The sequence below is a fragment of the Bacillus cereus genome, assembly GCF_007678085.1.
GTDB lineage: Bacteria > Bacillota > Bacilli > Bacillales > Bacillaceae_G > Bacillus_A > Bacillus_A cereus_BE.
In genome coordinates, this window is sequence record NZ_VEDW01000005.1 from 499,783 (window position 1) to 523,926 (window position 24,144).

Here is a 24,144-nt window from a genome sequence, read left to right on the forward strand (position 1 = left end):
CATGGCGAAGCAACTGCCAGATATCGGCGATTATAAATATGGTTTCAAAGACAAAGACGTTTCGATTTTCCGTGCTGGACGCGGTTTAACAAAAGAGATCGTTGAAGAGATTTCACGTATGAAAGAAGAACCACAGTGGATGTTAGACTTCCGTTTAAAATCACTGGATAAGTTCTATGAAATGCCAATGCCACAATGGGGCGGCGACTTAAACGACTTAGATTTCGATGAAATTACGTACTACGTAAAACCATCTGAGAAATCTGAGAAGTCTTGGGATGAAGTACCTGATGAAATTAAAGCAACATTTGATAAATTAGGTATTCCAGAAGCTGAGCAAAAATATTTAGCTGGTGTATCTGCACAGTACGAATCTGAAGTTGTATACCACAACATGAAAGAAGACCTAGAAGCTCTAGGAATCGTCTTCAAAGATACAGATAGCGCATTAAAAGAGAACGAAGATATTTTCCGTGAGCATTTCGGAAAAGTAATCCCACCAACAGACAACAAATTCTCTGCATTAAACTCTGCAGTTTGGTCTGGTGGATCATTCATCTACGTTCCAAAAGGTATTAAAGTGGATACACCACTTCAAGCGTATTTCCGTATTAACTCTGAAAATATGGGACAATTCGAGCGTACGCTTATCATCGTAGACGAAGGCGCACACGTACACTACGTAGAAGGTTGTACAGCACCTGTTTACACGACTAACTCACTTCACAGTGCGGTAGTAGAGATCATCATTAAAAAAGATGCATATTGCCGTTATACAACAATCCAAAACTGGGCGAACAACGTATACAACCTAGTTACAAAACGTGCGGTTTGTGAAGAAAACGCAACGATGGAATGGATTGACGGTAACATCGGATCTAAATTAACGATGAAGTACCCAGCAGTTATCTTAAAAGGCGAAGGCGCTCGTGGTTTAACATTATCTATCGCGATTGCTGGTAAAGGCCAACACCAAGATGCTGGTGCGAAAATGATTCACTTAGCACCAAACACGTCTTCAACAATCGTTTCTAAATCGATTGCGAAGCATGGTGGTAAAGTAACTTACCGTGGTATCGTACACTTCGGACCAAAAGCGAAAAACTCTCGCTCTAACATCGAGTGTGACACGTTAATCATGGATAACCAATCTACATCTGATACAATTCCTTACAACGAAATCAAAAACGATTACGTTTCACTTGAGCATGAAGCGAAAGTATCGAAAGTATCAGAAGAACAATTATTCTACCTAATGAGCCGCGGTATTTCTGAGCAAGAAGCTACAGAAATGATCGTAATGGGCTTCATCGAGCCATTCACACGCGAACTTCCAATGGAATACGCAGTTGAAATGAACCGCCTAATCAAGTTTGAGATGGAAGGTTCTATTGGATAATATATGTATGAGGAAAGCGCCCTGCATAGCAGGGCGCTTTTTTATGTTGTGTTGTGCTGGGTTCAGCTAAATATATCAGCGATTATTCAAATATATCGACTTATCAACAAATTACGACAGGAAGAACAGCTTGTATACCCCGAACCTAAATTGTATCCACCTTATCCACAGATTTAATACGCTCCCAAATATGTTTCATCCCAATGAACGAACCATATCCAATTAAAGCACCTAACATATTCAATATGATGTCATCAATATCGAAAACACCAGTAAAAGTAAGAAGTTGTAACGATTCAATTAATAAAATAAACTTAATAAAAATTGTAGATGCCATTTTTAAATTGTTTATTTGTTTAAATAATAAAGGTAGAAGGAATCCGAATGGGATGAATATGATGACGTTTCCTAATGTATTCATAAGTACGATGTCTATATTATAAGGATCTAGTAGATGAGTAGGATCGAATCCACTTAAATAGCTGATTGTACTTCTGAAAGGAATTAAGTTTATTAATCCGCCGTGTATAGAATGCCAGTCACCTGTTTTAAAGAAGTACTCCAGATTGCCAAAGTAAAAAGCTGGCCTCCCGAGCAACAGTTTAAATAACAAAACAAATGAATACGGTAAAAATAATCCCCAACCAAGCCACTGTACATATTTTTGTGTAGAAAATTGCATCGCTTTTTCAATTTCAGTTCCTAAAGTAGAGGCTTCTCCAAAATTTTGAATGGCTAATGTAGTAGCTTCTTCTTCAGATTTTCCTTGATCGAGAAATTCTTGTTTTAAGCTTGTAAGATGATCATAAATTTCGAAGTATAGTTCGTCTCTATCAGATTGGGATAGGTTTGTTTTTTGAACGATACTCTTTATGTATTCTTCAATCGTCATTAATTTAAAGCTCCTTTCTGACAAGTTTTAATAAGAGCTGTAATTGAATCCCACGCTGTTAGTTTTTCTTCTAAAATTTTCTTTCCGCTCGTAGTAATGCAATAGAACTTTCGTTTCATACCAGTTTCAGATTCACCCCAGTATGAATTGATGAAATCCTTTTGTTCCAAGCGTTTGAGTGCTGGGTAGAGTGTACCTTGGCTCATCGTGTATAAATCATTGCTGTTTTCTTTTAGCTTTTGAATCATTTCATATCCGTATGTATCGTGCTGTTTAATGATGGAGAGAAGTAAAATATCAATACTTCCTTTTAATATCTCTTTATCCATTTTATGGTTCACCACCTTATGATGAGATTGTAACACGACATATGTCGTGTTACAAGGTATAAATATAGAATAATCTTCCATATAGGAGTTGGCAAAACATTCTTCGCCAAGCCACCCAACAAACTTCCTGACAAATGTCGCCCCTCTGACTAATCCACAGATTTGAAAAAATAAAGTTTCTCATATTAAAAGGGCAATCTTTTGCTTTTTCTCTCAATGCGAGTACAATGTAAAATAGCAAGAAAAGACGAAAAGTATTTACAGGATTATTGCGTACGTGTAGCGTAAATGGCAGTAAGGAACTGAGAGGAGGTTTTTTCTCTGAATATAAATAAAGAAACAATCATCCACCTTTATCATACAAACGATATACATAGTCATTTTGAAAATTGGCCGCAAATTTCTCGGTTTGTACAAGGAGAGAAAAAGCGAAGACAGGAAGCGGGAGAGACCGTTTTGACGGTTGATATCGGCGATCATGTGGATCGTTTTCATAGTATTTCGGAAGCGACGAATGGACTTGGCAATACGAAGCTTTTGAATGAGGCGTTATATGATTATGTAACGATCGGAAATAATGAAGGAATTACGTTAGCGAAGGAGCATTTGAATCGTCTATATGATGATGCCGGATTTGAGGTGCTCGTGGCGAATTTATTTGAAAAAGAAGGTGTACGTCCGGAGTGGGCAAAACCTTATAAATTACATACAACGACAGATGGGATTACAATTGCTTTTATCGGGTTAACGGTAGCTTATCCAGAGTTTTATCATATGCTCGATTGGCATATTGAAGATCCGCTTATCCATTTAGAGTCTATTTTAGAAGAAGTGCGAGATGAGGCTCATATTACGGTTGTCCTTTCTCATCTTGGTAAAAGCATGGATGAGTATATGGCGGAGCATTATGATGTAGATGTTATTTTAGGGGCACATACGCATCATTTATTTGAGCGCGGTGTTCTTATGAATAATACGTTACTTTGTTGTTGTGAAAAGTGGGGACGTTACGTTGGGCACGTTCAGCTTACTGTGGATAAAGAGACGAAGAAGTTATTGAAAAAGGACGGTAGGGCGATTAAGACAGAACGTTTAGGTGCTTATAGCAAACCGTTATCCACAATTGAAGTGCTGGAGGAAGAAAGCAAACATATTATGGCAGAGCCTGTCGTTCATTTAAAGGAATCATTACCGGTCGATTGGTTTCATGAGACATCATTTTCGCACATGTTAGCAAGTGCGCTGAAAACGTGGTGCGATGCAGAGATTGGAATGGTGAACGCTGGTGTGCTATTAGAGGGATTGAATGAGGGTGTTGTGACGCGCGGAGATATTCACAGAATTTGTCCACATCCAATTAATCCATGTTTATTAAGAGTGCCGGGAAAAACGCTAAGAGAAGTTATTTTAAAAGCGCGTCGCCCAAATATGGAGAACCTTGAGGTAAAAGGATTCGGATTTCGCGGGAAAGTGATGGGGAAAATGATTTACGCTGGTGTAGAAGTCATTCCAGATACGATTCCTGGGAATAAAATTTTACTGGAAGATGTATTGATTAACGGGGAATCGCTGGAATTAGATCGTATATATACGGTCGGAACGATTGATATGTTTACATTCGGATACTTATACCCAGAGCTATCCACACTTTCTGACAAACAATATTATATGCCAGAGTTACTCAGAGATGTGTTAACAGACGTGTTGATAACTCATACATCTTCCGTCAAACTATAGGCTAGTTAACTTGTAACACTCATTTTTCTCTTGTCATACAGATAAGAAAGAGAGGAGTGTGAACTATGGTTAATGTGGAGCCAATTATAATCGATAATTATACGTTTATTGCGGTTAGCGTCAAACTTCCAAAGACAAATTTGCTAGCTGTAATGAGCGATAAAGGATATATTATGTGCGGTGCATTAGATGTAGGTCTTTTAAATGAGAAGTTAGGGGATCGAGGAATTATTGCTGGCCGCGCGGTTGGTGTAAGAACAATTGAACAACTTCTTGAAGCACCACTAGAATCAGTAACGATTGAAGCCGAAGCTTTAGGTATTACGGCCGGCACAATCGGAAAAGAAGCGTTATTAAAAATGAGATAAGCATATATCGTCCCTCCTTCTTGCATAGAAATGATATAAGAAGGAGGGTTTTTTATGAGTATATTTCGTTCGAAAAATTCGCGGTTTCGAAGGGGGCCTATTTCCTTTCGGCACATACTGCTTATGTCGTTTATTCTTTTTGTTATATTACTCGTGCAAGGATTGTGGATTGTGAATAGTAGTATTCAGCCGACATTAATTAAATATGGAGAAGTAGAGACGCATAAAATGGCGACAGCGGTTATGACGAAGGCGGTAAAAGATAGAATTAATGAAGGATTCAATGTTGATTCATTAATGAAAGTACAAAACGATAAAAACGGCAAAGTATCCACAATTAATTTAAATACGAAGCAAGTAAATGAAATCGTAACGTCAACGACCATGTACATAGAAAAATATTTACAGCAAGTGGAACAAGGTGATTTGAAGGAGCTAGGTATTTCTGAAAAGAATGGGGCAACGATGGCAGTTCCTTTTGGCCGTGTAACAGATAATGCGCTTCTTGGGAATATAGGACCCGACATTCCAATTGATTTCACGACGATTGGTCATGTGAATACGGATATTAAACAAAAAATTGAACCGCACGGAATCAATACGACAGCGATTCAAATTATTATGGAGATGGAAGTCACGTTGCAAGTGATTATTCCATTTCATACGAAAGAAATAAAGGTAAAACAAGACGTTCCAATTGCAACGCGTATCGTTCAAGGGGAAGTGCCTACTTATTACGGAAGCGGAAGTGTTGTTGTACCTGATAAAAAGAAAACGGATAGTTAGCCATAAATAAAAAATAACCGTAGCAATGTGCTACGGTTATCGTTTTGTATTCGCTCGTTCTTTTCGCTCCCAAAGACTTAAATGCATGTATGGATCGAAAGCCCATTCTGTATAACCATTGTCTTTATACATGCCGAAATGTAGGTGGGGCGGGAATTTTCCCGCTGTGCCGGGAGGGCCGTAACCGGTGCTACCAACAAAACCGATTACTTTTCCAGGCTCAACAATTTGTCCGAGCTGTATTTCTTTTGAGAATCCGCCTAAATGAGCGTAATAATGGTAATTATTATGAAGGTCGCGAATACCGATGCGCCATCCGCCAAGACGGTTCCAACCTTTTGTTTCAATAATGCCATAGCAAGTAGACCTTACTGGTACGCCGTAGCCTGCAAAAATATCTGTTCCTTCATGAACTCTTCTTCCCCCAAAACTTCTTCCAGCGCCAAAAGTACTACGGTAGCTATGGTCGCTACGAATCGGAAGAGGGAAAGCATTTCCTTCTAAATTAATACGTCCATAATGTTTATAAATTCGGGCGTATTCGGTAATTAATTCAACTGTTTTCGCACGTCTATAATATTCCCAAAGCATAATGTGAATACGGTCTTCGGACGATCCTTGTTTCTTTAAAATCGTTGCTGCTGTATGCAAAAGATCACGGTCGTTATTTGCATTTGCAAATCCATCTTTGTCACCGTCTAAACCTATCCCGCCAAATAGAGAAATTGTATGGGGGAGAGTGTCGTTACCATTAACAGGTCCGGCCCATATTTCTGGTTTGAAATAAAGGGAAATGATGGCATCTGGTTTTTTCGGAATATCTTTTCTTACGCTCCGTATATTTCTTTCATATTGATCCATTGCAGCTAAGTAATACCACGGAATGCCTGAAGATTGCTCGGTTTCTTTATATAGTGCCATGCGCTTTTCGTATATGCTTTGCTGATTATCTTCACCGTAAGCGATGTTTTGGTGGAGAAGAAAGCAAATCGAAAGCAAAAGAGAAATTTTTCGAAGCATGAAATAGACTCCTTTCACAACATCACTCTTTTTAGTGTGGGATATACGGAGTATTTCATTATAGGGAACGATTGGAAAAAATCTTAGAATCTTCATTTGAGCAAATCGCTTTCATACGTTAGAATAGATATGTTACATTGAAAGAAGCGAACACGGTAAACTATTTCATATTGTGCGGAGTTGATAACCATGACAAAACAAACAGAATATAAGCGCAAGCCCGAATGGTTGAAAATTAAGTTAAACACGAATGAAAACTATACAGGCTTAAAGAAAATGATGCGTTCTAAGAATCTTCATACAGTTTGTGAAGAAGCGAAATGTCCGAATATTCATGAATGCTGGGCTGTAAGAAAAACAGCAACATTTATGATTTTAGGTGCGGTTTGTACACGTGCTTGTCGTTTTTGTGCGGTTAAAACAGGCTTACCAACTGAGCTTGATTTACAAGAGCCAGAACGCGTAGCAGATTCTGTAGTACAAATGGGCTTAAAGCACGTTGTTATAACAGCGGTTGCACGTGATGATTTAAAGGACGGGGGAGCAGCTGTTTTTGCTGAAACAGTACGTGCTGTTCGTCGTAAAAATCCATTTACGTCAATCGAAGTATTACCATCTGATATGGGTGGAGTAGAAGAAAACTTAAAAATGTTAATGGATGCAAAACCAGATATTTTAAACCATAACATTGAAACAGTACGTCGATTATCTAACCGAGTTCGCGCTAGAGCAAAATATGACCGTTCATTAGAGTTTTTACGTCGAGCGAAAGAAATGCAGCCTGATATTCCAACTAAATCGAGCATTATGGTGGGCTTAGGTGAAACGAGAGAAGATTTAATTGAAGCAATGGATGACTTACGTGCAAACAATGTGGATATTTTAACTCTTGGACAATACCTACAACCATCTAAGAAGCATTTACCAGTTCTTAAATATTATCCACCAGCAGAATTTGCAGAGCTTAAAGAAATTGCACTTAGCAAAGGATTTAGCCACTGTGAAGCTGGCCCACTTGTGCGTTCTTCTTACCATGCGGACGAGCAAGTTCGTTCTGCAAAAGAAAAAGTAGCAGAAGCAAAATAATGAAAAAAGAGAGCTAATCATTAGCTCTCTTTTTGTTTATATTCTAAAACAGTATTTGAGCATGTTAATAAAATCTTTTTTAATTCCTCTGTGGATAATTCAATTGTAAATTCAGGTACACCAGGTGTAATTAAAATTTTATCGTACGTATAAATAGCGTTATCCACAATAATAGTTACATCGTGTGAATAACCGAAAGGAGCTACACATCCCGGCGTACAACCGGTTTTGTCTTGCAGTTCATCAGGGGAACAGAGAGATAAGCGTTCTCCAGTTATTTCTTTCATTTCTCCTCGGTTAAGCCTTGTGCCCTCTAACGTAAAAAATACGTAATAATCTCCAGCCTTTGATTTTAGAAATAAGCTTTTACTTGGAGTACCTTGTAAGCCAAGCCTCTCCCGCACGATCCGATCTGTCTCGTAATCGAGTACTGGTTCGTGTTCAAACTTTTCGTAAGAAGCATTTGTTTTATGTAGTAAAGCAAGTACATCTTCGTACATATGGAGTGATACCCCTTTCTATTGTTAGTACAGTTTCTTCTCGTGGCGTCAACTGAATGTGTTGGAAAGAGATATTACTTGGACGATACTTCCCATAATCGTTTTATAGTACATTGTTCATCGATTATAATTTCATAAACATCAGGATTTGTTAAAGTTCTCCATTCATTAAAACCAATCGTATGATCAAAGTGCTTTAAAATGAGCGTAAGTAAGTTTCCATGTGTAACGAGTAGTGTTGTAGTATGGTTTAATTTTAAAACGTCTTGGATAAGCGATATAGCACGGTCTGTCGCTTGTTTTGTTGACTCTCCGCCTGAAAAGGCAATATCTATATTTGTAAAAGTAGATTCTAGTTTTTGCAACCAATCGTCCATTGGAACGTCGCTTAATATGCGTTCAGCTAATCGTTTATCTTCTTGGATAGACAGGTTAGCTTGGAGCGCATAAGGCCGAATAGAATCGATAGCTCGCACAAATGGGCTTGAAATAATATGATCTATTTGTGGTTGGTTTTCTAAGAGGAATGTAGCAAGAATGTTTGCTTGATTTTTTCCTGCAATCGTTAATTCGGCACCACATTCTTGGCCAATTGCTGAACAATGTCGTATTACAATCAATTTCTTCATAATTCATCCCCATCTTTCAAGTTGACGCTATATACTTCGACAAATGTAGAAAAAATTCCTTTTTATTGGAAACGGGAAACGGCATATTGATTTTAATATGTGGAAAAGTAATATGGACAACGAATATTTGAGGTGCACTTATGAAAAAAATGATGTGTATTATATTTAGTCTTTGTTTTTTTATGCACTTGTCCACAACATATGCAGAATCCAATCAAAAGGTAGAGTATCCAAGTAATCGGAATAAGCCATTTGTTAGTGAGGATGTGTTTTACGAACAGCTAGATAAGAAAATGTATAAAGAATACAACAATGCAGCATATAGCGTTCGAAAAAAGATTTTATTTAAAGAAGTGCCTGATGAAGAATTTTCTTTCCTACAAAAAACAGCCGCGGGTTGTCGTGGTAGCGTGGTACTTCAAGATTTTTTTGTTCACCCTGATCGCCAAGTTTATTTTTTTGCTTCCTTTTCTCAAAATGAAGCAGAAGAGGTTCATAAGTACATTGTTATAGATGCAGAAACAAAGAGGGAGTTGCAAGAGGGCAAGAGTTATCATCATTGCGAAAATCGTGGTAAAAAATAACCCACCAGTTGGTGGGTTATTTTTTATTCCGGTACACTCATTAATTTCTCTTTCATTTTACGAATAAGAATGATAGCACCAATTGTGAAGAGAAGGGTAATTCCTTCTGCAACGAAGATGTTGATTGTTTTTGTTTGATAAAATGCCGCGAAAAAGTCTACAAATGCGTGGAATAATATAGCGTAAACAAGGAAGATATATTTCTTCTGTTTTACTGCGTATAAGACAAGCATTGTAAAGGCAATTTGCAATACAAGAGCCATAATTCTTTCCAAGCTGCCAAGGAAGTATAAATAAGCAGGTTGTTCTATTAACATATCCTTTACAAGATTTAATTGTGGTAGTTTTTCTGCCATTTGTGCGAAGCTACCATTGTTAATAGCATTAGCGAATATAAGTGTCTGCAATGCAGAGAATCCGCCAACTAAAATAGATTCAATCCCGCCGTGACCAATTCCATAAGCGAAGCCATCTTTATATTCTAGGTATTTTTTTAGTAGGAAGAAGAAGGCAACGAAGCGTCCTAATTCTTCAAAAATACCAGCAGTTAGTCCGCCATAAAGTGCAAAGACAAATGGATTTTCTAAAATTGGAGCGATTGCTGGATTACCACGCATAAATAGGTGGAACGGTGTTTCGAGAATTTGGGTAAACCCAATAAAAATAAGAACACCAACGCCGACTACTTTCCAATTAATATGATATTTTTTACGAAAATAAACAAACGCAATAATAGGTACCAGAATCGAAAGCACAAGTTGAATTGTGATACTGGCAATTACCGTACTTGAAACCATACTTTCACCGCTTTCTAATATATGTACATATCTATTATGCATGAAATATAGTGGAGATGAAACTTTTAACAAAAAATGAATTTACTTATTGACTCTAACGTTGCGTCATACTTTATCGTATGTATTAAGGGGGAGATACACATGACAATGAAGGTAAAAGAAGTAGCTAATTTAGTTGGAATTAGTGTGCGCACACTGCATCATTATGATGAAATTGGGTTATTAACCCCAGACGAGACGACAGAGTCTGGATATCGTCTGTATTCCAATGAAAATTTAGAGACATTGCAGCAAATTTTATTTTTTAAAGAGCTAGGCTTCCCTTTGAAGAAAATTAAAGAAATTATCATGAGTCCATCATTTGACCGGGAAGAAGCATTACAGCTTCATAAGAAAATGCTTCTTGAAAAGCGTGCTAGGTTAGATAAAGTGATTGCGACGATTGATAAAACCATTCAGCATACAAAAGGAGAGATTGAAATGACGAACAAAGAGAAATTTGAAGGCTTCGATTTCAGCCATAATCCGTACGAAGAAGAAGCGCGTGAACGATGGGGAGACGCAGCTGTAGACAAAGCGAATGAATATGCGAAAGGTATGTCAAAAGACAATCAAGAAGAGTTCAATACGATTTATAGAAATTTAGCAGCGCTTAGACACGGTGCACCAGATTCTAAAGAGGCACAGGAAGCAATTGGAGTATGGTACGATTACTTGCAAAACTTCGGTGAATATTCACTAGATGCTTTTAAAGGGCTCGGTCAAATGTACGTTGCTGATGAGCGCTTCACGAAAAATATCGATAAGTTTGGCGTGGGATTAGCGCAGTTTATGTGTGATGCGATGGAGGTTTATGCGGATCGTAAGAAATAGTTAAAAATAAAGAAGGTGGAGGTTTTCTCCACCTTCTTTATTTTTTTATCATATCATTTAAAGACTGATCCCCCGTATTGTTCAAATGAGGATTTTTACTCATTTCACGCTTTAACATATCAAGGCTTTGCGTATATTCTGTATCATTTAAAGCACCAGATTGTAGCCCTTGAATTTGAGAAATCAACTTTTGGTCTGTTGAGACATATGCTTTATAATAGCGAGGGACGATGGACAAAGCAGCTCTATATACTTGATCCGCTACGAGTTTTGGATTTGTTGTGTTTGCACGGTATACAACAAATACTTCATCATCGGTAACGAGCGTAGCAGCGTTTGTAACGTCAGGAAGTTTGACTGTCATGCTTGTGATCATTTCAGCGACTTTCTCACGGTTAATGGCCCCTACTTGTTTGTTAGACACTTCATGCTTTTGTTTAGATGAATAACCGACTCTCGTTAATCGTGTATTTGTATTTTCCGTATGATACATGTCGTTTTTGTTGGAAACAAGAACACGGCTTCCTTCTTCACGTTCCATTTCGGCTTTATTTGCTGGCTGGCAGCCTGCAAATAAGGAAAGAGTGAGGAGAGAGAGCATAATTTGTTTTTTCACGATGTATCACCTCCTTCTCCATAGCATGCACTAATTTTCAATTTTTTGTATTTGAAATTGTTGGTTGGTATGCTTTGTGATACGATAAAAAGAAGAATGCTTAGAGAGGAAGTTAATGATGGAGCAAAAGCAAGAGCAAGAGATGCATGCTACGGTGAGCATTAATAATGTTCAGTACGAAGTAATTAAAAACTTTCGTGATGGTTTTAGTGAAGAAGCATTTAAAGAGCGTTATGCAGAAATTTTAAATAAATATGATTACATCGTTGGGGACTGGGGTTATGAGCAACTTAGATTGCGCGGTTTCTTTGATGATAGTAATCAACGTTCGACATATGATACGAAAATTAGTACGTTATCAGAGTATTTATACGAGTACTGTAACTTCGGTTGTGCACACTTCGTATTACGAAAAGTGAAGAAATAAAAAAATCCTCTTACGATTGTAAGAGGATTTTTTTTACTTGCTCACAAACATATTGAAATTGAATCGCCTTCAGAAAGTATTGCGTTTGGTTTCATTTGTTGTCCGTTCAATTGAATATCCCCATTTTTAATTTTATCCACAATGCGTGTACGGCTCCAGTCGGAAATATATGTGGATAAGGCTTTATCCATTCGGTGTGAACCGAAAACGATATCTAATACGATCGTTATTTCAGCTATGCCGTTTTCTTTATGTTGCGTAATGGAAATGGTAGTAGTTGTTTCTATTTGATCTTGCTGCGTCATGTCGACTGTTTCAACGTGATCAGTAAATGCTTTATAAATACGAAGTTTTTGATTCCACGTATGATCTTTCGGACATTTATAAATGGCAAAGCGGTATATATTTTTTCCATTGGCGTTATGCCTACGAATATTCGTGTCTGTAAATAAGGTAGTGCGTCTGCAATTTTTACAATACTTTTCGATTGTGTTTTGCTCATTTTCATATAAACTCCAAGAAAGTTGTACTTTTTGCATTTTCCTTCACCTCTTATAGTAGTGGTAAAGGAACGTAATACAGCTATTTGGATGTCTTGTAGTATGAAGACATGAGAAAAAGACAAAAATAAAAGGAGGTTCCCTTAGGAACCTCCGTAAACATCATACTACAGATGCATCACGTTCCTTTGTAATGGGAATGGGCAGACTACTCCCTTGAAAAAGCACGGTGCTTTTTTGAGAGTAATGCTATCCAATTGCTGGTCCATTACAAAGTAAATGTTGGCATACGTAGATAACGTCCTTTCTATCCAAATAGATTTATTCTTAATTATAACATAAAAGATTGAAAATTCAAAACCCTCATAACGGAAAAACACCAGCTAAAATAGCTGGTGCATACGATAAATTATATAAGTTCAAATAAAAATGAGCGTAGTTCTTCTGCAATTTCTTCAGTCATAGAAAATGCATGCTCTAAGTAGCCTGGTTCGTTTAAATCGTCAGGACCGATGATTGCAAATTTATTGCGCTGCATATCAAGGACAATTGTTTTACCGTAATGACGATCGGAGTATAAAAGCGCTAAATCATGACGCTCATTTTCTCCCATAAAGCTAACGAAACGAGTTCTTGTAGCGACTGTATCGTCGTACAGAAAGAAACGTTCTTCCATACACATGGCTCCTTTATTAAATATCTAAGTTTAAGTGTGGTTTATGATCTAAATGGTGATGCGTTTTAATGAATCGTACCGTTCTTGTTTTGTAGCGCATAACGATAGAATATGTTTCAGCTAAATCTCCGCCAAGGAATTTCACACCGTCTAATAACTCACCAGCAGATACACCAGTTGCTGAGAAGATTGCATCATCCCCAGATACTAAGTCATCTAACATAAGAAGTTGACGAGGATCTTCTAATCCCATTTCACGACAACGAGCTTCTTCTTCTTCGTTCATTGGAACTAAGCGAGCTTGCATTTCACCTTCAAGGCATTTTAATGCTGCTGCAGAAATAACACCTTCTGGAGCTCCGCCAGTACCTACGAATAAGTCGATACCCGTTCCAGGTAGTGCTGTTGCGATTGACGCACCAACATCACCATCACCAAATAATTTTACGCGTGCACCTTTTGCACGAACACGGTCAATAATATCTTGATGACGTTCACGTTCTTGAACGATAACCGTTAGATCGCGAATCTTTTTATTGTTAGCTTCTGCTACAATTTCGATTGTTTTTTCAATTGGATCATCTAAGCTAATTTTACCAGCTGCTTTTGGACCAACCGCGATTTTTTCCATGTACATATCAGGAGCATGAAGAAGGTTTCCTTTATCTGCGATTGCGATAACTGCCATTGCATTTGCAAGACCTTTTGCAACAATGTTAGTACCTTCTAATGGGTCAACGGCGATGTCTACTTCTGGACCGTTACCTGTTCCTAGTTCTTCACCAATATATAACATCGGTGCTTCATCAAGTTCTCCTTCACCAATTACAACTGTACCTGCCATGTTTACTGAATCAAACATATCACGCATTGCTGTAGTTGCTGCATCATCTGCTTCGTTTTTCTTTCCGCGGCCCATCCACTGTGCGGATGCTAATGCTGCTGCTTCTGTTACACGGACAATTTCTAGTGCGAGTTCACGTTCCAAGATTCCATTCCTCCAATTTCAAAAATCATACAAATATAACTATAACAAATAACGGAGAAAAGGTGAATTCGAAAAATTGTCGATTTTTTCAGAAGAAAGCGTTACAATTAAAATGTAAATGCTTTAATTTCCAGGTAGGTGACATTCATGTATTTTGTAGACAGAAAGAAAATAGAACAAATGCTAGTATGTTTAGAACGAGCAACAAGTACATTTCAAGAGAAAAAGATATATGAAACCGAGTTTGAATTTTACGCATTAGAACGCATAGCTCATCTAATGATTGATACTGTATTAGATGTAGGAAATGCGATGATCGATGGATTTATTATGCGCGATCCAGGAAGTTATGAAGATATTATCGATATTTTGATGGACGAGCGAGTGATAAGTGCAGAAGAAGGACAAGGAATGAAAGAAGTGATTCTTCTTCGAAAAATGCTCACGCAAGATTATATTCAAATGAATCATGATGAATTATATAAGACGATTCAAAAACATATTGCAGTGGTAGAGAAATACCCAGCAAATATCCGCAGTTATTTAGAGAAGGAATTAGGACCTGTATCTGCATTTGTACCAGAATAATTATGCTTATAAGATCCCCAAGGTACCTTTTTGGGGATCTTATATTGTATGTGAGAAAGTAAGGGAAAAGGGAAAAGGGAGAAGGGTTAAGCATGGGGGAAGCACGTACGACGAAAGATGAAATTGTCCAATTGTTGAAAGTAAAGGGAGAGCACACGGTAGCGGAATTAGCTGACGTTTTAGAGATTACAGAAATGGCGATCCGAAGACATTTAAGTAATCTTGAGAAAGATGGTTTAATCTATTCCAAGATGGTAAGACAACATGTCGGAAGACCAACTTATTTGTATGGATTAAGCGAAAAGGGAGAAGATACATTCCCGAAGGAGTATAAACAATTTGCGATTGATATGCTAGAAGATTTAGCTCGAATGGGTGATGAAAAAATACTTCGTTACGTTTTAAAAGAGAGAACGAAGCGAATGGAAGAACAGTTGCAAAAGCGAGTGAGTAATCAAAAGAATTTAGCATATAAAGTGCAAGAGATAGCGGCTATGCAAGAGAAAAATGGTTATATGGTTCAAATAAAGAGAGATGGAGAAAACTCTTTCGTAATTGAAAAACAAAACTGTCCGTTAAAGGAAATTGCAGAGAGATTCCCGCAAGTATGTGAAGATGAAAAAGAGATGTATAATCGTTTATTTGCAGGAGCAGATGTAAAGACGTTAGCAAACATGTGCGAGGGCGATTGTAGTTGTTCTTACCAAGTAAAAGAGAAAAAATGAACGTTATGGGGCGCTTTAAGGTAAAGCGTTTTTTTCTTTTGGAAAAGCGGGTAATATAAGAGTGGTATGATAAGGTGAGAACGTTAGCATAGAAGGAGAGACATAATCGATGTATAAAGGTTACTTAATTGATTTAGACGGTACAATGTATCGCGGAGAAGAACAAATTGAAGAAGCGAGCGACTTCGTAAAAGCATTAGGAGAGCGCGGCATTCCGTATTTATTTGTTACAAATAACTCAACGCGTAAACCAGAACAGGTGGCAGAAAAACTTGTTCGTTTCGATATTCCAGCGAAAGCAGAGCAAGTATTCACAACGAGTATGGCAACAGCGAACTTCATTTACGAACGTAAACAAGACGCAACTGTATATATGATTGGTGAAGAAGGCTTACATGATGCACTTGTGGAAAAAGGTTTTGAACTTGTGGATGAAAATCCTGATTTCGTTGTTGTCGGTTTAGATCGTGACATCACATATGAAAAATTAGCAAAAGCTTGTCTTGCTGTACGTAACGGCGCAACGTTTATTTCTACAAATGGAGACATTGCCATTCCGACTGAGCGCGGATTATTACCAGGTAACGGCTCATTAACATCAGTTGTAGCAGTATCAACAGGCGTGGATCCAATCTTTATAGGAAAACCAGAATCAATTATTATGGAACAAGCGTTAAAAGTGCTTGGGATAGGAAAAGATGAAGCATTAATGGTTGGGGATAACTACGATACAGACATTTTAGCGGGAGTAAATGCTGGCATGCATACGCTTCTTGTCCACACTGGAGTCACAACTGTGGAGAAGTTAACAGAATATGAAGTACAACCAACGCAAGTTGTGTATAACTTGACGGAGTGGATTGAGAAGATGTAATGAAATGCAGGTAACCGGAATAGGTTACCTGTTTTTTTTATGCAGAATTGCATATGTGCTGTTGTTATATAAAATGTAAAATTTATATGTAATGATATTTTAAGGAGGGAATCAGAGTGTACTGGATGTCATGTATTATGTTTGTTTTTACATTATGTGTTTTGTTTTTTGTTCTATGGAAGATATATAAAATAAATGAAATGAAAAAAAGCTCAGGAAAACTCATTGCAATGTATCCTCGGGTGAAAAGACGTTGGATTGCATTACTTGGACCAGCATATTTCATTGGGCAATGTATGTATATATATGCTCAGTACGTAAGTGGCGATATTGATACAGTTGAACATTTTCTCATTCAGCTAGGTATTCATGCTGTAGCAAGTTGTTTTATGACTTTAATAGCTATCCATCTTATTAAAAGTGTACAAATATATGAAAAAGGTGTAGTAGACGGATTAAACTTTTATTCATACGAAGAATTAAAAGGCTATAAAACATCAACATGGGAAAATCCAAAAGAAAATATATTTTTATATCGCGGGCGAGAAAAAATGAATGACAATGTAAATTTACTTATTAGACAGGAAGATATGAATGAATTAGAAAGCATTCTTCAAAGATATATTCCGAAATTAATGATGAAATAAAAAAACTCCGGTTTTAACAACCGGAGTTTTTTATTAGAATGCACGATTCACAACATCTTTAACTTCTTCAAGATATTGCTTACGCACACTGTTATCCACAGAAGGAACACTCGTATAGAATGTATGCTCAATTGTTTCAATACCTGTAAATTCAAAAATACCAACATCTGCTGTTTTCTTCATTGCTTCAAACATACCGCCTGCTGTGTATGCCTCTTTCGTATTTCCCATTGTAGATAGTAATAAGCCTTTTTTACCGCTTAATAACTTCTCGATACCATTTTCACCGTAAGCATAAGCGAAGCCGTGGCTAAATACACGGTCAACGTATCCTTTTAAAATGGCAGGAAGTCCCGCCCACCAAACTGGATAAATGAATGTAATGCTATCAGCCCAAGAGATATGCTCTTGCTCTTCTTTAATATCTTCTGGTGTGTTGCCTTGAGAAAATGAGATGAAATCGGAAGCGCCTAATACTGGATTGAAGTTTAATTCGTATAGATCGCGAACGCGTACTTCATGACCTTTTTCTTCTAATTCACTTTTTACCGTTTCTAAAATCGCATGGTTGAAGCTTTCTGTATTTGGGTGTGCATAAACGATTACATGTTTCATTGTTCTTCCTCCTATTTGTGGATATGTGAATAGTTTTTTTATTTATGTAACTATTATGGTTACTTCTGTTGTGAGAGTCAACTTTTCTGGCATGAGAAATAAAGTGGAAATGTAATCAGCTAATATGGGATATATGTTAGTGTGTGACAAAAAAATACAAAAAAGTAGGGATTTTGCATTCTGAATAGAATATATAGATTGGTAAATAGAGAGAGAAGGGGATATGGGGATGAATATTATTGAAATTGAAAGGTTAGAAAAATCGTTTGATATTGGGGATAGTAAAGTAAAAATATTAAAAGGCATTAATCTTCAAATTCAAAAAGGAGATTTTGTTTGTATTATGGGGGCAAGTGGATCGGGTAAAACGACTTTACTACAGTTGTTAGGTGGATTAGATATTCCGTCGGTAGGTAGTATTCGAGTTGATGGAACAGAGGTTTCAACATTAAAAGAAAAAGAGCTCGCTTTATTTAGAAGGCATAAAATCGGTTTTATTTTTCAGCAGTTTAATTTGATCCCAGTGTTTAGTGCAGAGGAAAATGTAGGATTACCGTTACTGTTAGATAATGTCTCGCAAAAGAAGGCAACGGTGACAGCGACTCGTTTATTAGAACTCGTCGGGCTAAAGGGAAAAGAAAAGCATTTACCAGCGCAATTATCAGGCGGGCAACAGCAAAGGGTTGCGATCGCAAGAGCTTTTGCAAATGAGCCAGCTATTATATTAGCTGATGAACCAACAGGGGCATTAGATTCAGAAAATAGCAAAAATATAATCGCGGCACTGCGCAATGCGTGTGATGAGTTAGGACAAACAGCTGTCATTGTAACGCACGACCCGTTCGTAGCGGCCCATGCGGATAAAGTTGTTTTCTTATTAGATGGTGAAGTGATTCATGAACATGCTGAAAGTAAAGGATGGAAATTTCGAAATATCCCGCAACAAGTTACTCACATTCAAGAGATTATGAATCGTCACTTTAAAGTAGGGGGTAAAGGTGATGCGATGGGTAATTAAGTATGCAGTAAAATCGATGAAACAAAATTGGCTACGTAATATGTTGATTGCCCTCGGTGCAGCTTTAGGTGTTATGTTAGCGACTATGTTATTACTTGGTAATCAATCAGTAGAACAAAGTGTGAAGGAACAAGTAGTAAGCCGGTATGGAGACTATAATTTACAATTTGGCTATATAAAAAACGATATGTATTTAAATAATGAAAGTTTAAAAGGAATAGATGGCTTAGAAAATGCTGAGAAAATATCAAAAGTACTTATACCATATCCTTTTCCAAATTATAAAGAGTTATCGGGAAAACCGTCCTATTGGGGTGTTGAGCAAGATTCTCCAGAAATACATTCTTATAAAATATTAGAAGGTCGATATCCGAAAGAAGGTGCTGAAGTAGCACTGACAAAAGGATATACAGATCGTGAAAATATACGGATAGGAGATATGATTAAATTACCATTCCCGCAGCATGGAGAAAAGAATGTGAAAGTCGTCGGCATTTTAAATCCGCCGTTAATGGCAGCAATGGGGCATAGTGCTTATTTTCCAATCCATTGGCTTCAAAAAGAATTAAATCTACCAAATCAATTCAATCTCGTTCAAGTGAAAACAGCCGATGTAAATGTGAAAAGAGCAATTGCTCTTGATGTAAACAAGAAGATAGAAAATATAAAAGTAGATCAACGTACTTATGTTGATAAGGCATTTGAACGGCTAAATGTAATGAAGCCATTAATTTTTAGTTTAGGTGGTATTGCTTTATTTGTTGTAGCTCTTTTAATAATGGGAAGTTTCTTCTTATCTGTTAGAAGTCGATTTAAGCAGTGGGCATTATTACGTGCGCTCGGTAGTAACCCCAATCAAATTATAGTAGTCGTTTTATTAGAGGCTTTATGTATCGGAGCAATTGGGTCGCTAGTAGGGGTTATTCTTGGGGCAGGTACACAAACAATTGCGGCATCATTCATTAACAAATGGGTAAATATTGAGGGGGCAGAGGAAGCATCATTCTCGATTTCAGGTGAGATTTTACTCATTACTTTTTTATTAGGGATTGTTATGTCCATCATAGGGGCCATTATACCAGCTTTCATGGTTAGAAAGATTCCACCAGTTCAAGCACTTCGCCCAGGTCTTCCTAGCGATGAGAAAAAAGAAAAGAGATGGAGTGTTTTTAGCCTTAGCATTTTAATCATTGGTACTGTTATTGGACTAGCAGGTAACGTATTAGAGCAGTATATCGGTTTTAATCCAAGTGCGATAGGAGCGCTGTTATTTGCGGTCGGTTTGTTATTTGCGATTCCGTTCTTTATTCGTATGATAGCGCCAGTGATTGCAAAACCGTTTCAAATGATATTACGAATTGAAACGACGATTAGTAGTCGGAATGTAATTCGTTATCGGAATAAGGCAGCTGTGTCGGTTGCTATACTAGCATTTGGTTTTATGTTAGCGCTTGTTGGAACGATGTATGTAAATTCTATGTATGAAGGTATGAAAAAAGGATTACACAAACATTTACCAGCGGACTTAGTAATAAGGATTCCAGTAGAGTCGCAAGGAATAGAAACATTACCGTTTAGTTGGATGGAGAAGGTTAGAAAAATTGATGGTGTGGAATCGAGTGTTGGGAATGCTACTGACTTTACAGCAAAGCTTGTGAATTATGACTTTAAAAAAGCGAATCAAGAATGGTATGAATTTGCGAAAAAAAATAATTTGAACTACGATTCAATGGAAGTTGTCGGTAACGATATTGTAGCGTACCAGAAAGTAACAAAGGCGAAAGTGATTGCAGGGCAAACTTTAAGTAAGCCATTACAAGATGGTGAGGGAGTCATTACGAAGGAAGTGGCTAAAAATTTAGGACTTCAGTTGCATGATACGATTGAAGTACAAGGAAAAGGGAAAGAAAAACAAACGATTAAAGTCGTTTCGATTATAGAGCAAGGATTAAGGTTAAGAGGGTTAGATATTTTTGTAAATGAACAATGGGCTCGCGATAAGTTTCACGTACAAGGATATGAAGCGATTCAAATTATGACAAATTCTAATCAATCATTTGAAGCGATTAAGAAGCAAGTAAAAGAAATTACAAATAATAAAGAGAATGTAGAAGTTATAAACAGTTATGATTTATTGAAAGAACAAGAACAGTTATTATCGCAAATGATGATGCTAATTCGCTTGTTAGTTGTAATTGTTTTCATTATTTCTGGTATAGGATTAATGAATGCAATTGTCGCAAGCTTGCATGAAAGACGTGCTGAAATTAGTATGATTCGTGCGGTAGGAGCTATTCCGAAGCAGATGAGACGGATCGTTTTATTAGAAGGAACTTTACTTGGAGCGATAGCTGGTTGTATTGGTATTTTTGGTGGGATTTTGTTTAGCTATATCGTGTTATCAAGCTTAGAGTTAACGGTTATTATTATTCCATATAATCAAGTTGTCATATTGGCTCTAGCTAGCGTGATGCTTGGAGCAGGGGCAGCACTGATTGCTTCATTACAATTAAGAAAGTTTAAATTAAGTGATACTTTAAAGGAGTTATCGGCATAAAAGGTTGCTATACCCCGCTCATACAAAGAACAAAGAAGACAAATAAAATGATGACAATACCAATGCCGAAGTTAAATACGAGAGTACTATCCATATATGTAACCTCCTTATTTGAAAGTAAAAAGCACTCTAGTGAAGAGTGCTTTTTTATTTTGAGTCTACGTTACAACTTTTAGAAAGGGATTCATGCATGTAAAAAGTTACATTATTTTATGTGTTTATGCTTTGAAATGAGTAAGTCCTTGTGAGATATAAAAAAAAGACACTCTTTTGAGTGTCTTTAACGATGACAAAATATGCCAATTGCTTGAGTTTGATAAGGCGCTAATATCCGTTTTAACGCCTTTTCTTTGATCAAGAAGTGTAGCAACAGCGATTCAAATAAAATTGTACCATTTGTTTCATAGGTGCGCGTATGCAATTATGCATATTCTGATTAGAGGGAAATGAGGCGCGAAAAATGAATGAGTATATATAGAATATTTGATTAGGGGAGAGAAGGATGGATATACATAAGTTAACGGTAGCAGAAGCAAATGAGATAAATATGTGGACGTACGAAGAACCTTATAATTTGTATAGTTTTTCAGGTGAGGAAGAAGTAATAGAAGAATTATTAGATGGGACGTATTATGGTTGTTGTGACGATAATGGGGAGTTTATCGGCTATTTTTGTTTTGGCGAAAATGCACAAGTGCCAGGAGGAAGAGATGCTCATTTATATGGTGGAGAAGATGTAATTGATATCGGACTTGGCATGAAACCAGCGCTAACAGGGAAAGGGCTGGGGAAAATATTTTTTCAAGCTGGGATAGCCTTTGCAGCGAAAGAATATAAGCTGCAAACATTCCGGCTTAGTGTAGCGACATTTAATACAAGAGCGATTACGCTATATAAAAACATAGGTTTTCAGCAAGGTCCTATTTTTTTGAGCCGCGGAAGAGAATTTATGATTATGGAATATGAAAGACCGTCAGTATGAAACTGACGGTCTTTCATGTTTTATTATTCCGAATGCTCAGCTCTATGCGCTAAGCGGCTTGAAGCAGCGGCAGCGATTCCGCCAACGATATCATCAAGGAATGTATGCACCTTTCCAGATGATTTATCATTTAAGAATTCTAAAATACCAGGTTTTAATTTATCGATATATCCAAAGTTCGTGAAACCGATAGAGCCGTACACATTAACGATGGAAAGTGCGATCACTTCATCAATTCCGTATAAGCCTTCATCACGTTTTACGATATCTTGTAACGGCTCACTTAACATTCCTTTTTCAGCAAGGACATCGAGTTCGATACCAGTAATCAGTGCGTTTTGTACTTCACGTTTTGATAATACACGCTCAACGTTATAACGGCATTCTGACATCTCTAAATTTGGATGATATTTTTTTTGAAGAAAATGAACAAGCTCAGCAATATCGTCAATTGTTACACCGCGTTCTTGTAATAGTTGCAATGCTCTTTCTTGTAGTTGATTTGATTCTTTCATGTTTATCACCTTTTTTTCTTTTTAGTATTTGTATACGTTTCGTTGCTTTATCATGTGCATAGGAATGAAAGGCGAGCACAAGCTCATATATATAAAGAAAAACCATAGGTGGCGACTGCGATGATTCATCATATTTATGAGCATTATCACATGCATGTTAAAGAATTAATCCCCCTTGGCCCCTATAAAAGCTTTTGGATTCGCAACAAAATTTATGTACTTGTTCCAATTGGAGAAATGGAGGAAGAAGTACTTGTAGAGATGAAAAAGCTCAGTGACTATATGAACCAGCAAGGGGATATAACTGTAGCGACTTTCGTTCCGACTATACACGGCTACTATGTAAGTGAGATAGAAGAACAAAATTACTGCTTATTAAAAGGTATGCGTGTGTTAGAACGACATGCTACATCATTAGGAAGTGAGCTTTCTATATTCCATAAACGAGGTGCATTCTTTCCAGAAGAAATCGAGCAATTAAGCCGCATTGGTGAATGGAAAGCGTTATGGGAAAAAAGGCTCGATCAATTAGAAAAGTTTTGGCAATCACAAGTGATGAACCACCCTACAGACGTATTCGATCAATTGTTTATTGAATCCTTCCCGTATTACTTAGGAGTTGCAGAAAATGCAATTCAATATGTTGTTGATACAGAGATGGATGATACGCCGCAAATGACTGATGCAGCAACAATTTGCCAAGAACGATTTACACCCTTATTATGGCATCAAACGAAGCGTCTCAAACTTCCTTTTGATTGGGTGTATGATCACCCAACTCGAGATATGGCAGAATTAATTCGCTATATGATGATAGAAAAAAAGAAAGACTGGGAGCAAACAATCATTCAATTTGTTACAGATTACGAACGAAATTATTCGCTATCCTCATTTGGTTGGCGCTTATTATTTGCGAGGCTCCTGTTCCCACTTCACTATTTCGAAACAGTCGAACGATATTACCAAACGGGAAACGAAGAACAAAAAAGTATATATAGAGATCGCTTAGAAGTCATTTTACACGATGTGAACCGCTCAGAGCAATTTATGAAGCACTTTTATGGATCACTTCGTTTACCAGTCGATAAGTTAGGCATTAGGAAATTAGATTGGCTATCTTAAAATATAAAAAAGAGACCGATTGAGGTCTCTTTTTTTATACTACAATTGTATGTAATACATTATGCCCCTACCTGTTGATCTGCACATATATTTAAAATGAATTGATGTTGTTCGATTTTTTCATTTACTTTACTCAATAATTCTTGCTGGATTTCTTTGAATAAAAATTGGTAGCTCGCATTCCATGTTGGTATAACGGATGAAAGGTCTAATAAATACTCTTTTTTCTTTTCTAGTTCTTGAATTGTTAAAAAAGTGTTTCCCATTCTTGGCATGTGTCGTCCCCCTATGTTT

Annotated in this window: 29 protein-coding genes; 16 read left to right on the top strand and 13 right to left on the bottom strand. The window is 37.1% G+C overall.

The genetic code is table 11. The features are described 5' to 3' along the window. Position 1: 1 nt before the first annotated feature. The gene (sufB, locus tag FS742_RS22925) at positions 2-1,399 is read left to right on the top strand and encodes a Fe-S cluster assembly protein SufB (RefSeq protein WP_001118824.1); all 1,398 of its coding nucleotides are present in this window, start codon (positions 2-4) and stop codon (positions 1,397-1,399) included. A 145-nt stretch (positions 1,400-1,544) separates the two neighbouring features. Here the strand turns inward: sufB and FS742_RS22930 are convergent, their stop codons facing one another. Further along, positions 1,545-2,291, bottom strand: coding sequence for a VanZ family protein (locus FS742_RS22930; protein WP_144615273.1), 747 nt, complete (start codon positions 2,289-2,291; stop codon positions 1,545-1,547). Next, complete coding sequence (locus FS742_RS22935; protein ID WP_144615275.1) at positions 2,291-2,620, bottom strand: PadR family transcriptional regulator; 330 nt, start codon at positions 2,618-2,620, stop codon at positions 2,291-2,293. Before FS742_RS22935 ends, FS742_RS22930 begins: the two co-directional genes overlap by 1 nt. Before the next feature lie 345 nt (positions 2,621-2,965). Between FS742_RS22935 and FS742_RS22940 the strand changes: the two genes are divergently transcribed. From FS742_RS22940 to yunB, 3 genes are all read left to right on the top strand, one after another. Continuing rightward, a complete protein-coding gene (locus FS742_RS22940) occupies positions 2,966-4,357 on the top strand; it encodes a bifunctional metallophosphatase/5'-nucleotidase (RefSeq protein ID WP_144615277.1) in 1,392 nt (463 codons plus the stop codon). 65 nt (positions 4,358-4,422) lie between these two features. After that, positions 4,423-4,725, top strand: coding sequence for a YunC family protein (locus FS742_RS22945; protein ID WP_000248463.1), 303 nt, complete (start codon positions 4,423-4,425; stop codon positions 4,723-4,725). Between the two features lie 54 nt (positions 4,726-4,779). Continuing rightward, the gene (yunB, locus tag FS742_RS22950) at positions 4,780-5,511 is read left to right on the top strand and encodes a sporulation protein YunB (RefSeq protein WP_144615279.1); all 732 of its coding nucleotides are present in this window, start codon (positions 4,780-4,782) and stop codon (positions 5,509-5,511) included. 36 nt (positions 5,512-5,547) lie between these two features. On the opposite strand, the gene FS742_RS22955 is transcribed toward yunB, so the two are convergent. After that, the gene (locus FS742_RS22955) at positions 5,548-6,531 is read right to left on the bottom strand and encodes a M23 family metallopeptidase (RefSeq protein ID WP_144615281.1); all 984 of its coding nucleotides are present in this window, start codon (positions 6,529-6,531) and stop codon (positions 5,548-5,550) included. A gap of 189 nt (positions 6,532-6,720) precedes the next feature. On the opposite strand from FS742_RS22955, the gene lipA reads away from it, so the two are divergent. Continuing rightward, a complete protein-coding gene (lipA, locus tag FS742_RS22960) occupies positions 6,721-7,617 on the top strand; it encodes a lipoyl synthase (protein ID WP_000166376.1) in 897 nt (298 codons plus the stop codon). A gap of 20 nt (positions 7,618-7,637) precedes the next feature. Here the strand turns inward: lipA and FS742_RS22965 are convergent, their stop codons facing one another. Together FS742_RS22965 and FS742_RS22970 are read right to left on the bottom strand one after the other, a co-directional pair. Beyond that, complete coding sequence (locus FS742_RS22965; RefSeq protein ID WP_144615283.1) at positions 7,638-8,117, bottom strand: YbaK/EbsC family protein; 480 nt, start codon at positions 8,115-8,117, stop codon at positions 7,638-7,640. Positions 8,118-8,191: 74 nt separating this feature from the next. Beyond that, positions 8,192-8,746, bottom strand: a complete 555-nt coding sequence (locus FS742_RS22970; protein ID WP_144615285.1) for a histidine phosphatase family protein — start codon at positions 8,744-8,746, stop codon at positions 8,192-8,194. 140 nt (positions 8,747-8,886) lie between these two features. On the opposite strand from FS742_RS22970, the gene FS742_RS22975 reads away from it, so the two are divergent. Then, a complete protein-coding gene (locus tag FS742_RS22975) occupies positions 8,887-9,330 on the top strand; it encodes a hypothetical protein (protein WP_000738556.1) in 444 nt (147 codons plus the stop codon). Positions 9,331-9,353: 23 nt separating this feature from the next. Here FS742_RS22975 and FS742_RS22980 read toward each other — a convergent pair whose 3' ends face one another. After that, positions 9,354-10,169, bottom strand: a complete 816-nt coding sequence (locus tag FS742_RS22980; protein WP_144615389.1) for a YhfC family intramembrane metalloprotease — start codon at positions 10,167-10,169, stop codon at positions 9,354-9,356. A gap of 99 nt (positions 10,170-10,268) precedes the next feature. Between FS742_RS22980 and FS742_RS22985 the strand changes: the two genes are divergently transcribed. Next, positions 10,269-11,000, top strand: a complete 732-nt coding sequence (locus FS742_RS22985; RefSeq protein WP_144615287.1) for a MerR family transcriptional regulator — start codon at positions 10,269-10,271, stop codon at positions 10,998-11,000. A 37-nt stretch (positions 11,001-11,037) separates the two neighbouring features. Here FS742_RS22985 and FS742_RS22990 read toward each other — a convergent pair whose 3' ends face one another. Beyond that, complete coding sequence (locus tag FS742_RS22990; RefSeq protein WP_144615289.1) at positions 11,038-11,616, bottom strand: YhcN/YlaJ family sporulation lipoprotein; 579 nt, start codon at positions 11,614-11,616, stop codon at positions 11,038-11,040. Positions 11,617-11,731: 115 nt separating this feature from the next. Here FS742_RS22990 and FS742_RS22995 point away from each other — a divergent pair, with 115 nt between their 5' ends. Then, positions 11,732-12,043: a YutD family protein gene (locus tag FS742_RS22995; protein WP_002003766.1), complete on the top strand. Its 312-nt coding sequence runs from the start codon at positions 11,732-11,734 to the stop codon at positions 12,041-12,043. Positions 12,044-12,084: 41 nt separating this feature from the next. On the opposite strand, the gene FS742_RS23000 is transcribed toward FS742_RS22995, so the two are convergent. From FS742_RS23000 to glpX, 3 genes are all read right to left on the bottom strand, one after another. Further along, complete coding sequence (locus FS742_RS23000; RefSeq protein WP_144615291.1) at positions 12,085-12,582, bottom strand: cytoplasmic protein; 498 nt, start codon at positions 12,580-12,582, stop codon at positions 12,085-12,087. A gap of 370 nt (positions 12,583-12,952) precedes the next feature. Then, entirely contained in the window at positions 12,953-13,219 is a 267-nt protein-coding gene (locus FS742_RS23010) for a DUF3055 domain-containing protein (protein WP_000392615.1), read from the bottom strand. 16 nt (positions 13,220-13,235) lie between these two features. After that, positions 13,236-14,207 carry a class II fructose-bisphosphatase gene (glpX, locus tag FS742_RS23015; protein WP_000439095.1) on the bottom strand — a complete coding sequence of 324 codons (972 nt, stop codon included), beginning with the start codon at positions 14,205-14,207 and terminating at the stop codon, positions 13,236-13,238. A gap of 147 nt (positions 14,208-14,354) precedes the next feature. On the opposite strand from glpX, the gene FS742_RS23020 reads away from it, so the two are divergent. The 4 genes from FS742_RS23020 to FS742_RS23035 all read left to right on the top strand — a co-directional run bounded on the left by FS742_RS23020 (position 14,355) and on the right by FS742_RS23035 (position 17,041). Further along, on the top strand, positions 14,355-14,795 hold the full coding sequence (locus tag FS742_RS23020; protein ID WP_073517007.1) for a DUF86 domain-containing protein: 441 nt from the start codon (positions 14,355-14,357) through the stop codon (positions 14,793-14,795). Positions 14,796-14,887: 92 nt separating this feature from the next. Continuing rightward, positions 14,888-15,520 carry a helix-turn-helix transcriptional regulator gene (locus FS742_RS23025; protein WP_000503348.1) on the top strand — a complete coding sequence of 211 codons (633 nt, stop codon included), beginning with the start codon at positions 14,888-14,890 and terminating at the stop codon, positions 15,518-15,520. Between the two features lie 109 nt (positions 15,521-15,629). Next, positions 15,630-16,394, top strand: a complete 765-nt coding sequence (locus tag FS742_RS23030; protein WP_144615294.1) for a TIGR01457 family HAD-type hydrolase — start codon at positions 15,630-15,632, stop codon at positions 16,392-16,394. A gap of 116 nt (positions 16,395-16,510) precedes the next feature. Continuing rightward, positions 16,511-17,041: a hypothetical protein gene (locus tag FS742_RS23035; RefSeq protein ID WP_000289905.1), complete on the top strand. Its 531-nt coding sequence runs from the start codon at positions 16,511-16,513 to the stop codon at positions 17,039-17,041. 33 nt (positions 17,042-17,074) lie between these two features. Here the strand turns inward: FS742_RS23035 and FS742_RS23040 are convergent, their stop codons facing one another. After that, positions 17,075-17,656: an NAD(P)H-dependent oxidoreductase gene (locus FS742_RS23040; RefSeq protein ID WP_088064721.1), complete on the bottom strand. Its 582-nt coding sequence runs from the start codon at positions 17,654-17,656 to the stop codon at positions 17,075-17,077. Positions 17,657-17,885: 229 nt separating this feature from the next. Here FS742_RS23040 and FS742_RS23045 point away from each other — a divergent pair, with 229 nt between their 5' ends. From FS742_RS23045 to FS742_RS23055, 3 genes are all read left to right on the top strand, one after another. Further along, positions 17,886-18,674 carry an ABC transporter ATP-binding protein gene (locus FS742_RS23045; RefSeq protein WP_144615296.1) on the top strand — a complete coding sequence of 263 codons (789 nt, stop codon included), beginning with the start codon at positions 17,886-17,888 and terminating at the stop codon, positions 18,672-18,674. After that, positions 18,658-21,231 (top strand): FtsX-like permease family protein, encoded by a 2,574-nt coding sequence (locus tag FS742_RS23050; protein WP_144615298.1) that lies wholly within the window; start codon positions 18,658-18,660, stop codon positions 21,229-21,231. Before FS742_RS23045 ends, FS742_RS23050 begins: the two co-directional genes overlap by 17 nt. 502 nt (positions 21,232-21,733) lie before the next feature. Beyond that, positions 21,734-22,213 (top strand): GNAT family N-acetyltransferase, encoded by a 480-nt coding sequence (locus FS742_RS23055; protein ID WP_144615299.1) that lies wholly within the window; start codon positions 21,734-21,736, stop codon positions 22,211-22,213. 23 nt (positions 22,214-22,236) lie between these two features. Here FS742_RS23055 and FS742_RS23060 read toward each other — a convergent pair whose 3' ends face one another. Next, positions 22,237-22,728, bottom strand: coding sequence for a phosphatidylglycerophosphatase A family protein (locus FS742_RS23060; protein ID WP_000665100.1), 492 nt, complete (start codon positions 22,726-22,728; stop codon positions 22,237-22,239). 120 nt (positions 22,729-22,848) lie between these two features. Here FS742_RS23060 and yutH point away from each other — a divergent pair, with 120 nt between their 5' ends. Then, positions 22,849-23,850, top strand: coding sequence for a spore coat putative kinase YutH (gene yutH / locus FS742_RS23065; RefSeq protein WP_144615301.1), 1,002 nt, complete (start codon positions 22,849-22,851; stop codon positions 23,848-23,850). Positions 23,851-23,909: 59 nt separating this feature from the next. Here the strand turns inward: yutH and FS742_RS23070 are convergent, their stop codons facing one another. Continuing rightward, positions 23,910-24,125 (bottom strand): hypothetical protein, encoded by a 216-nt coding sequence (locus FS742_RS23070; RefSeq protein WP_001137787.1) that lies wholly within the window; start codon positions 24,123-24,125, stop codon positions 23,910-23,912. Positions 24,126-24,144 lie beyond the last annotated feature (19 nt).

Bases quoted from the DNA above. Each gene is read 5' to 3' on its own strand.
- sufB (WP_001118824.1), top strand. From the start codon at position 2: ATGGCGAAGCAACTGCCAGATATCGGCGATTATAAATATGGTTTCAAA.
- FS742_RS22930 (WP_144615273.1), bottom strand. From the start codon at position 2,291: ATGACGATTGAAGAATACATAAAGAGTATCGTTCAAAAAACAAACCTA.
- FS742_RS22935 (WP_144615275.1), bottom strand. From the start codon at position 2,620: ATGGATAAAGAGATATTAAAAGGAAGTATTGATATTTTACTTCTCTCC.
- FS742_RS22945 (WP_000248463.1), top strand. From the start codon at position 4,423: ATGGTTAATGTGGAGCCAATTATAATCGATAATTATACGTTTATTGCG.
- yunB (WP_144615279.1), top strand. From the start codon at position 4,780: ATGAGTATATTTCGTTCGAAAAATTCGCGGTTTCGAAGGGGGCCTATT.
- FS742_RS22955 (WP_144615281.1), bottom strand. From the start codon at position 6,531: ATGCTTCGAAAAATTTCTCTTTTGCTTTCGATTTGCTTTCTTCTCCAC.
- lipA (WP_000166376.1), top strand. From the start codon at position 6,721: ATGACAAAACAAACAGAATATAAGCGCAAGCCCGAATGGTTGAAAATT.
- FS742_RS22965 (WP_144615283.1), bottom strand. From the start codon at position 8,117: ATGTACGAAGATGTACTTGCTTTACTACATAAAACAAATGCTTCTTAC.
- FS742_RS22970 (WP_144615285.1), bottom strand. From the start codon at position 8,746: ATGAAGAAATTGATTGTAATACGACATTGTTCAGCAATTGGCCAAGAA.
- FS742_RS22975 (WP_000738556.1), top strand. From the start codon at position 8,887: ATGAAAAAAATGATGTGTATTATATTTAGTCTTTGTTTTTTTATGCAC.
- FS742_RS22980 (WP_144615389.1), bottom strand. From the start codon at position 10,169: ATGCATAATAGATATGTACATATATTAGAAAGCGGTGAAAGTATGGTT.
- FS742_RS22985 (WP_144615287.1), top strand. From the start codon at position 10,269: ATGACAATGAAGGTAAAAGAAGTAGCTAATTTAGTTGGAATTAGTGTG.
- FS742_RS22995 (WP_002003766.1), top strand. From the start codon at position 11,732: ATGATGGAGCAAAAGCAAGAGCAAGAGATGCATGCTACGGTGAGCATT.
- FS742_RS23000 (WP_144615291.1), bottom strand. From the start codon at position 12,582: ATGCAAAAAGTACAACTTTCTTGGAGTTTATATGAAAATGAGCAAAAC.
- FS742_RS23010 (WP_000392615.1), bottom strand. From the start codon at position 13,219: ATGGAAGAACGTTTCTTTCTGTACGACGATACAGTCGCTACAAGAACT.
- FS742_RS23020 (WP_073517007.1), top strand. From the start codon at position 14,355: ATGTATTTTGTAGACAGAAAGAAAATAGAACAAATGCTAGTATGTTTA.
- FS742_RS23025 (WP_000503348.1), top strand. From the start codon at position 14,888: ATGGGGGAAGCACGTACGACGAAAGATGAAATTGTCCAATTGTTGAAA.
- FS742_RS23030 (WP_144615294.1), top strand. From the start codon at position 15,630: ATGTATAAAGGTTACTTAATTGATTTAGACGGTACAATGTATCGCGGA.
- FS742_RS23040 (WP_088064721.1), bottom strand. From the start codon at position 17,656: ATGAAACATGTAATCGTTTATGCACACCCAAATACAGAAAGCTTCAAC.
- FS742_RS23045 (WP_144615296.1), top strand. From the start codon at position 17,886: ATGAATATTATTGAAATTGAAAGGTTAGAAAAATCGTTTGATATTGGG.
- FS742_RS23050 (WP_144615298.1), top strand. From the start codon at position 18,658: ATGCGATGGGTAATTAAGTATGCAGTAAAATCGATGAAACAAAATTGG.
- FS742_RS23055 (WP_144615299.1), top strand. From the start codon at position 21,734: ATGGATATACATAAGTTAACGGTAGCAGAAGCAAATGAGATAAATATG.
- FS742_RS23060 (WP_000665100.1), bottom strand. From the start codon at position 22,728: ATGAAAGAATCAAATCAACTACAAGAAAGAGCATTGCAACTATTACAA.
- yutH (WP_144615301.1), top strand. From the start codon at position 22,849: ATGATTCATCATATTTATGAGCATTATCACATGCATGTTAAAGAATTA.
- FS742_RS23070 (WP_001137787.1), bottom strand. From the start codon at position 24,125: ATGCCAAGAATGGGAAACACTTTTTTAACAATTCAAGAACTAGAAAAG.